10 protein-coding genes are annotated in these 8,252 nt (G+C 69.5%); 3 read left to right on the plus strand and 7 right to left on the minus strand.

The window, feature by feature from the left end; all coding sequences use genetic code 11:
* Together RIF93_RS16240 and RIF93_RS16245 are read left to right on the plus strand one after the other, a co-directional pair.
* Window positions 1-712, plus strand: a 712-nt coding sequence (locus tag RIF93_RS16240; RefSeq protein ID WP_309092492.1) for a TonB-dependent receptor domain-containing protein, incomplete at its 5' end; no start/stop codon positions are given.
* Window positions 713-770: 58 nt separating this feature from the next.
* Window positions 771-2,027: an MFS transporter gene (locus tag RIF93_RS16245; protein WP_309092493.1), complete on the plus strand. Its 1,257-nt coding sequence runs from the start codon at window positions 771-773 to the stop codon at window positions 2,025-2,027.
* 129 nt (window positions 2,028-2,156) lie between these two features.
* On the opposite strand, the gene RIF93_RS16250 is transcribed toward RIF93_RS16245, so the two are convergent.
* From RIF93_RS16250 to RIF93_RS16280, 7 genes are all read right to left on the minus strand, one after another.
* Window positions 2,157-2,708: a DUF4142 domain-containing protein gene (locus RIF93_RS16250; RefSeq protein ID WP_309092494.1), complete on the minus strand. Its 552-nt coding sequence runs from the start codon at window positions 2,706-2,708 to the stop codon at window positions 2,157-2,159.
* Window positions 2,709-2,793: 85 nt separating this feature from the next.
* Window positions 2,794-2,961, minus strand: a complete 168-nt coding sequence (locus tag RIF93_RS16255) for a hypothetical protein (RefSeq protein ID WP_309092495.1) — start codon at window positions 2,959-2,961, stop codon at window positions 2,794-2,796.
* Window positions 2,961-4,475 carry a hypothetical protein gene (locus RIF93_RS16260; RefSeq protein ID WP_309092496.1) on the minus strand — a complete coding sequence of 505 codons (1,515 nt, stop codon included), beginning with the start codon at window positions 4,473-4,475 and terminating at the stop codon, window positions 2,961-2,963. The genes RIF93_RS16255 and RIF93_RS16260 overlap by 1 nt, the downstream gene beginning before the upstream one ends.
* Before the next feature lie 4 nt (window positions 4,476-4,479).
* Window positions 4,480-5,001, minus strand: coding sequence for a dual specificity protein phosphatase family protein (locus tag RIF93_RS16265; protein ID WP_309092497.1), 522 nt, complete (start codon window positions 4,999-5,001; stop codon window positions 4,480-4,482).
* 1 nt (window position 5,002) lies between these two features.
* Window positions 5,003-5,929, minus strand: a complete 927-nt coding sequence (locus RIF93_RS16270) for a beta-xylosidase (protein WP_309092498.1) — start codon at window positions 5,927-5,929, stop codon at window positions 5,003-5,005.
* Window positions 5,926-6,708 carry a TIGR04290 family methyltransferase gene (locus tag RIF93_RS16275; RefSeq protein ID WP_309092499.1) on the minus strand — a complete coding sequence of 261 codons (783 nt, stop codon included), beginning with the start codon at window positions 6,706-6,708 and terminating at the stop codon, window positions 5,926-5,928. The genes RIF93_RS16270 and RIF93_RS16275 overlap by 4 nt, the downstream gene beginning before the upstream one ends.
* Window positions 6,708-7,835: an inositol-3-phosphate synthase gene (locus tag RIF93_RS16280; protein ID WP_309092500.1), complete on the minus strand. Its 1,128-nt coding sequence runs from the start codon at window positions 7,833-7,835 to the stop codon at window positions 6,708-6,710. The genes RIF93_RS16275 and RIF93_RS16280 overlap by 1 nt, the downstream gene beginning before the upstream one ends.
* Window positions 7,836-8,146: 311 nt before the next feature.
* Between RIF93_RS16280 and RIF93_RS16285 the strand changes: the two genes are divergently transcribed.
* A partial coding sequence (locus RIF93_RS16285) for an NAD-dependent epimerase/dehydratase family protein (RefSeq protein ID WP_309092501.1) occupies window positions 8,147-8,252 on the plus strand: 106 nt, incomplete at its 3' end.

Here is an 8,252-nt window from a genome sequence, read left to right on the forward strand (position 1 = left end):
GCTGACGCCGGACTCGGTGAACGGCTATGACCCCGAGACCGTGGACTCGTTCGAAGGCGGCCTGAAGGGCTACTTCTTCGACCGCCGCCTGACCCTGAACTCGGCCGTGTTCTACGCCAAGTACAAGGACCAGCAGGTGACGCTGCAGACCCCGGTGGTGGTGGGCACGGCCGTGCGCATCGCCAGCCAGGTGCTGAACGTCGGCAAGTCGCACATGTACGGCGCCGAGCTGGAAGGCTCGGCCGTGCTGACCGACGCGCTGCGCGCCAACTTCTCGGTGGGCTACATCAAGGCCGAGTTCGACGAGTACCAGGCGCTGAACCCGGTGACGGGCCGGATCGAGGACTTCGCCGACAGCCGCGTGTTCCAGAACACCCCGGAGTGGAACGGCTCGGTCAACCTGACCTACACCCACGACCTGGGCGACAACGGCTCGATCGCCTTCATCCCGTCGGCGTCGTACCGCTCGTCGTTCAGCATGTTCGAGGTGCCCTCGGTCCTCGACCAGGACGGCTACTGGCTGGTGGACGCGAGCGTCGTCTGGACCTCGGCCGACGACAAGTACCGGGTGGGCCTGCACGGCCGGAACCTGACCGAGGAGGAGTACCGCATCGGCGGCTACAACTTCCCGGGCGCGACCTTCGGCAACTCGATCACGGCGTACTACGGTCCGCCGCGGACCGTGACGCTCTCGCTCGAAGCGAAGTTCTAGTATCAGCGGACGCCCGGCTCTGACCCAGAGCCGGGCGTTCCTCTTTGCCGGAGCACCTATGGCCAAAGACGCCCCTGCGAGCGGCGGCTACCGGATCGTCGTCCTTTCGGTCCTGATCCTCGCCTACACCTTCAACTTTCTCGACCGGCAGATCCTCGGGATCCTGGCGGGCCCGATCAAACAGGAGCTGGGCCTGACGGACAGCCAGCTGGGCCTGATGGGCGGCCTGGCGTTCGCGCTGTTCTACACGGGCCTGGGCATCCCCATCGCCTGGCTGGCCGACCGCTGGAGCCGCACCTGGATCATGACCGGGGCGCTGGCGCTGTGGAGCGGCTTCACGGCCCTGTGCGGCCTGGCCGGCGGCTTCTGGCAGCTGTTCCTGTGCCGGATGGGCGTGGGCGTGGGCGAGGCGGGCGGGGTGGCCCCGGCCTATTCGCTGATCGCCGACTACTTCCCCAAGGAGCAGCGGGCGCGGGCGCTGGCGGCCTATTCGTTCGGCATCCCGATCGGCTCGGCGCTGGGCATCCTGTTCGGCGGCCTGATCGCCCACGCGGTCGACTGGCGGATGGCGTTCATCGTGGTCGGCCTCGCCGGCGTGGCGCTGGCGCCGATCTTCCGGCTGATCGTCAAGGAGCCGCCGCGCGAGGTCTCGCCGCCGCGGGTGGCCGGCGCGCCTGCGCCGGGCGGCGTCGGCGCGCTGCTGCGCAAGCCGACGTTCTGGCTGATCTCGCTGGGCGCGGCGGCCTCGTCGGTCTGCGGTTACGGCGTGGCGTTCTGGTTGCCGTCGTTCTTCGAGCGGAGCCTGGGCATGGACCTGGTGGACCGCTCGCTCTTCCTGGGCTCGATGACGCTGGTGGGCGGCGTGGCCGGGGTGTGGCTGGGCGGCTGGCTGGGCGACCGCCTGGGGCGCGCCAAGCCGGCGTACTACCTGCTGGTGCCCGCGGTGGCGTTCCTGATCGCCTTGCCGTGCTTCTTCCTGGCCATCCAGGTGCAGGCCCTGTGGCTGGCGTTCCTGCTGTTCCTGATCCCGACGGGGCTGAACCTGGTCTGGCTGGGCCCGGTGATTACTGCGGTGCAGCATCTTGTCGCGCCGGCGCAGCGCTCGACCGCCTCGGCCTGCTTCCTGTTCGTGAACAACCTGATCGGCCTGGGCCTCGGCACCTGGTTCTTCGGGGCGGTGTCGGACGCGCTCGCGCCACATTTCGGAGCGGAATCGCTGCGTTACGCCATCTACTGCGGCCTGGGTTTCTACCTGGTCAGCGCCGGCCTCTTCGCGCTCGCCGCCCGCGGCCTGGCGAAGGACTGGGTGGAGTAACGCCTTATTTCACAGCGACATGAAATTGTGACTTGCGTGCAGTGCAGCAAAGGCGCATGACGGTCTCGCCCTTTTGGGCGTTTCCTCCCTATGACTTAGGCCGCGCCTCTGGCGCGGCCTTTTTTTTCGTCATTGGCCCTGATGGCTCTGCAGATGCTTCAGGTGACCCTCCACGACCGGGGCGGCCTGGGCGGCCACGGTCTTGATCTGCGGGACGTCGCCGTTCGCCGCATAACCCTGGTGCAGCGCCAGCGCCTCCTGGTGGGCCATGATCTGCTGCTGGTGGAACAGCCGGTCGAACGCGGCGCCCTGGGCTGCCTCGAGCTGGGCGATCATGTCTCGCCGGCGGGCGTCGAGGCTGGGCCGGCTGATGGGGCGGTTCACGGCCTGCATGGCGGCCATCAGCGTCTGGGTCGTCATGGTGTGGTCCTTCACCAGCATGGCGCCCATCTGCTTCACCGCGTCGGAGGCCCCGCGCGTCTGCGCGAGCTTGCCCGACTGGATCTCGTACATGTCGCTGCGGGCGGCTTCGGTCGCGTAGGCGTCGACGGTCATGGGGGCGTTGGCGGCCACAGGCGAGGCGGCGGCCCCAGCGGACATGGCCGTTTCGGACGATGTCGACGCACAGGCGGCGAGCGCCAGGGCGGCCGTGGCGGCCGAGGCGATCCAGATCGACTTCATTGGAGCATTCCCTTCGCAAGGCGGCCGGGCGGCCGCTGAGGCCACAACCTCAGCGGGCGAGCAGTGTTCCGCGAAACCTCAAACGCTAAGCGTCCCCCACCAGCGCGGTGATGCGGCCCGTGCCGCCGCAGGCGCGGCAGGGGGCGCCGGCCACCTCGCCGAAGCCGTTGCAGTCGGGGCAGACGTGTTCGCCGCTCTGCGGGGTTCCGGGCTTCACCTCGTCGCCCGGGTTCATGTCTGGCTGGTCCGGCATCAGGCGCTCCTTGCGGACAGACAACCGGCGAGCCGGGCGGCGGTTTCGAGGGCGGCGCGATAGCGGGCGACCTGGGCGGCGTCGCCGGCGAAGGTCCAGAGGCCCGCCTGGAACGCCGGATAGGCGAGGCGGCAGAAGGCAGTGAGGTCGGCGTCGGCGCCGAGGGCGGCGCGGAGGCGTTCGACGGCGTCGTCCGAGAGACCCAGCTCAACGGCCGCGCCGGCCACGTCCCAGGCGATGTCCTGGCCGCCGACCAGGTCGTGGGCGCAGCAGTGATCGAGGCCGTCGGTCTTGAGCAGGACGCCGGCGGGCGTGCGGATCCACTCCCAGGCGTGCAGGCGGCCGTCGATGGCGACGGGCCGGGCGCGGGCGCGGGGCGGCCTGGGCGTCAGGTCCAGGCCCAGTTCGGACGCGTTCACGCGGACCATCTCGGCCAGCTCCTCCACGGTGGCGCCGGGCGGGGCGGGGAGCTCGGCGCGGACGCTGAGGTAGCGGGCGAGTTCGTCGGCCGTCGGGCGGGACATCTCGCCGTCGACCCAGCGGCTGAGCAGGAAGCCCCAGCGGAGCGCCACCGGTTCGGGCCCGACGCCGGCGGCGTGGAGGGCGTGGGCGCGCTCGAGCTTGGCCGCGCCGATAGCCCCCAGGCCCGCGAAGCGTGCGATCCAGCGGCCCTCGGCGGTGGTGATGCGGTGCTTCAGCCGCTCCTGCTGGGGGAAGGCGGGGACGGCGCGGCCTTCGCGCCAGGCGCCGCCGGACAGGTCCTCGACGGCGACCGCAGGGCCGATGAGGTCGGCGAACAGCTCGGCCATGGGGCGGCGTCGCGCAAGCTCGGGAAAGGCGACGACGGCGCGGCGCACCTGCGCCCAGCGGCGGCGATGCGCCGGGTCTGCTTCGGGACCAAGATCGCCGGCATGGGACGGGAGGACCACGATGCGGTCGAGGCCCACGCCCAGCGCCTGCAGCAGGTCTAGCACCGCGCCAAAGGAGCTGCCGGAGAGCCCCGGGCCCTCGTCCACGACGGCGAAGGGACCCGGGTGCGCCGCGAGCGTGGCGCGCAGCGCGTCGGACAGTCGGAGCGTTCGCCGGAAGGGCGGCCCGACGGGACGCAGGCTGACCATGTCGGCGGCGCCGGAAGCCTCCGCCACGTGGGCCGCAAGGCCGAGGCCGATGGAGCGAAGGCCGATGACGAAGGGCGGGGCGGGCCAGGCGACGCTGCGCGCCGCTTCCGCAAAGCCCTCGGGATAGACGGCGTAGAAGGCGTAGCCCTCGGGCTCCTTGACGATGACCCGCGGCGGCAGGGAAAGGGCGGCGAGGGCGGAGGGTTCGCGGCCGGCGGCGAGGGCCCGCAGGTCAGCGATCGCCGCGCGGTGCAGCGGGGTGAGATCGTCGAAGCCGCTGGCCTCGAACTCGGCGTCGATCAGCCCCTGGGCGAGTTCGGCGGTCGAGAAGACGTCGCGTCTTGCCAGGACTTCGGTCGTGGAGACGTCACGCCGCCGGTCGCCATAGACGAGCACGGCCTCACGCGGATTGCGCGAGGTGGCGGTACGCGACGCAGCCGAACTCGTGGTAGCTGGGCGCCGAGGCCTGGGGGGCGCGGCGGCGCAGCCATTCGGTCCAGGCCTCGAACTGGGACTGGCTGGGCGAGACGAGGGCGCGGGCGTCCTTGGCGGTGACGAGCGCGTCCATCGGCGCGAAGCCGCGGTCGACCAGCACGCAGAGCGCCACGGTGGCCGAGCGGCCGATCCCGTGCTGGCAATGGATCAGGAGGCGCCGGCCCTCGGTGGCGGCTTCCCGGGCGAAGCGCACGCCCTCGTCCAGCATCGGCTGGCTGACGCCGCAGAGGTCCTCGGTCGGCAGGTGCAGGAACTTGAGCCCGCAGGCGGCGAGCTCTTCGGGGTCGTCGCACTCCTCCACCCGGACATCGACCACGGCGCCGACCCCGTGGTCGCGGGCGAGCGAGGCGGCGGTCCCACGCGGGAAGGCGCCGCCGACGGCCAGGTCAGGCGTGATCCAGCTGAAGTTGGGGCCCGCCTGGCTCATCCTACTCCGCGGCGTAGGCGGCGCGTGGCCCGCCCGCCTGGGCGGGGGCGTAGCGCCGGATCATCCGGGCGCAGAATTCGGCGAATTCCTCCGCCACCTGCGGCGGGCTGGTGTGGTGCGGCTCGAGCCCGCGGTGCTCGGGCGTGAAGCAGAAGGTGACGGTGACGTCGAAGTCGGCGAGCGCCTCCATCTGGCGGTCGAACCAGGCGTCGGCATTCGGGCGGAAGCTGTCGGCCCAGGAGAGCCCGGTGCGCAGCTTGCGGACGCCCAGCCGCTTCATCCAGGCGACGGCGTCGTCCAGCCGGTGGTCCTCGAAGTGGAACCACTGACAGAGGCCCATGTCGGCGGCGTAAGGCGCATAGGCTTCGACCGCGGGTTTCGGCGAGCCGTCCTCGCGCAGCAGGCCCATGTGGAAGTGCCGGTAGTAGGACGAGCCCTCGGCCTCCTTGTGCCGGGTGGTCGCCTCCCAGGTCTTGGGCAGGTCGTAGAGCGAGTACCAGTGGATGGTCGGAACCTTGCCGATCAGGAGCTCGGCCGTCTTCTTGACGCCCCAGGCCTGGACCTCTTCCGAGCCGAACGAGGACACGCCGACTTCGGTCACCCAGATGGGCTTGTCGGTGACGGCGGCGATCTCGTCGACCTTCGTGGGCCACTCGTCGATCTGCCAGAGGTTCCAGTCGAGCGGGAAGCCGTGGATGGCGACCACGTCGACGTGGTCCAGCACGCCGCGGGCTTCCAGCCGCTTCAGGAAATGCGGATCGATCGGCGACATGCCGCCCAGCACGCGCGTGAGGCCGCTGTTCTCGGCCGCGATCGCCTGTCCCGCGAGCCTGGCCATGTTGGCGAACAGGTCCCACTCGGGGTCCAGGTTCGGGTCCCAGTGCGACTTGTTGTTGGGCTCGTTCCAGATCTTGGCGGCTTCGATCATCCGTGTCCCCTCCCGTTTCCGTTGGTGCGCGGCTTGGCCGGATAGACGGCGCCCCAGGGCTTCGGCCGCTCGGTCACCCGGCAGACGAAGACCTCCTCCTCGGGATGCTCGAGGATCTCGAAGCCGGCGCTGCGGAGCATGGCGGCCGAGCAGGCGGCGTTGGGCGCCCACCAGTTGGTCCAGTCGCCGGCGTACTCGTGCTCGATGAAGTGCAGCTTGGGGTAGCCGGGCTCGTTGAAGTGATCCTGTTCGAAGAAGTCGTAGTCGGCCCGGACGGGCGCCTCCTCGGCCGAGCCGCGCTGCAGCGACTGGTAGATCAGGAGGTCGCCGGCGACGTGGTCGTGGATCAGGTCCAGCGCCAGCAGCGGATGGCGCAGGTGGTAGAGCACCCCCATGAAGAGGACGATGTCGAACTTCTCGCCCAGCTCGGCCACGTCGTAGACCGACAGCTTGCGGAACTCGATGTCGGCGCCCTTCACCTCAGCGGCGAAACGGGCCTGCTCGAGGTAGCGGTCGTCGAAGTCCACGCCGACGACCCGGTCGGCGCCGCGGCGCTTCATCTCGATGGAGTAGAAGCCGGCGTTGCAGCCGATATCGAGGACGGTCTTGCCAGCGAGGTTCTCCGGTATCGCGTGCCGGAACCGCTGCCACTTCACGTTCGGATAGTCGTTCAGGAAGTGGTCGGGCGCCGTGGGCACGCCATTCAGGTCGATGTTGTGGAACCACTGGCCCAGCGACGCGGCCCGGGCTCGGATCTCGTCTTGCGAAAGCATCGTCATCAGGAAGCCAGGCGAACCTTGGCGCGGACCTTGGCAGGGAGCGGCTGCTCGTCCTCGCCGGCGATGAAGCGAAGCGTGCGGTCGCGCGCCTCGTTGTCGGTGTACTGCTCGGGCGGGGACTTCATGAAATAGCTGGAGGGGCCCAGCAGCGGGCCGCCGAGCCGACGGTCGAGGCCCAGCTTGGCGCAGCGGACCGCGTCGATGACGATGCCGGCCGAGTTCGGGCTGTCCCAGACCTCGAGCTTCAGCTCGACGTTCAGCGGCACGCCGCCGAAGGTGGTGCCTTCAACCCGGATGTGGGCCCACTTGCGGTCGGTGAGCCAGGGAACGAAGTCGCTGGGTCCCACGTGCACGTCGTCGGCGTCGAGGGGGACGTCGAACTGGCTGGTGACGGCCTGGGTCTTGGAGATCTTCTTCGAGGACAGACGCTCGCGCTCCAGCATGTTCTTGAAGTCGGCGTTGCCGCCGAAATTCAGCTGGTAGGTGCGGTCGATGCGGACGCCGCGCTCGCGGAACAGGTTGGCCAGCACCCGGTGGATGATGGTGGCGCCGACCTGACTCTTGATGTCGTCGCCGATGATGGGGACGCCGCGCTGCTCGAAGCGCTTGGCCCACGCCGGGTCCGAGGCGATGAACACTGGAATGCAGTTCACGAAGGCGCAGCCCGCCTCAAGCGCCTGGGCCGCGTAATATTCGGTCGCCTGCTGGGAGCCCACGGGCAGGTAGGACACGAGGATCTCGGTGCCGGACCGGCGCAGCGCTTCGGCCACGTCGACCGCGGGCGCCTCGGCCTCCTCGATGTCGCCCGCCATATACTGGCCGATGCCGTCGAGGGTAGGCCCGCGCTGGACCACGACGCCGGTCTTCGGCGGCGTGGCGAAGACGACGGTGTTGTTGGGGGCGGCCAGCACCGCCTCGCCCAGGTCGCGGCCGACCTTGCCGGCGTGGATGTCGAAGGCGGAGGCCAGCTCGATGTCGCCGACGTGGTAGCCGCCCAGCTCCACATGCATCAGGCCCGGCGGCGGCTCGTTCGCGGTGGCGTCGGCATAGTGGGACAGGCCCTGGACGAAGGACGAGGCGCAGTTGCCAACGCCCACGATCCCCACTCGAAGCTTCCTGCGGCTCATCGGACCCCTCGCACGTAAGTAGCTGGGAAACAGCTTCGCTTGAGGTTTGTTCCTTCACGCGTCGCGCGCAGGAACCCGCTCATCAAATGAAAAGCCGACCAATCTGCTTTTCAGCCACTCAAAAGCTAAATCCGTTGCCCATCACGCAGATTTAGGCGTTGATTAAGCTGCGCAGAATGGAACGATTACTGCTGCGCTTCGGGAACTTACATGAAGATGAAGGGTTAGCTTGACGGGAAAGCGTCGAGGGAACCCTATGCATAAAGAGCGCCGCTGCATCGCCAAAGTCCTTCGGGTGGGGGGCTAAGGCGATGGCGAAGACCGTCCTCATCACCGGCGGCGCCGGCTTCATCGGCCGCCACGTCACCGACGCCCTGCTGGCCCGCGGCGATCGCGTCCGCATCCTGGACAGCCTTA

Origin of the sequence: Phenylobacterium sp., assembly GCF_031181185.1 — a bacterium.
GTDB lineage: Bacteria > Pseudomonadota > Alphaproteobacteria > Caulobacterales > Caulobacteraceae > Phenylobacterium.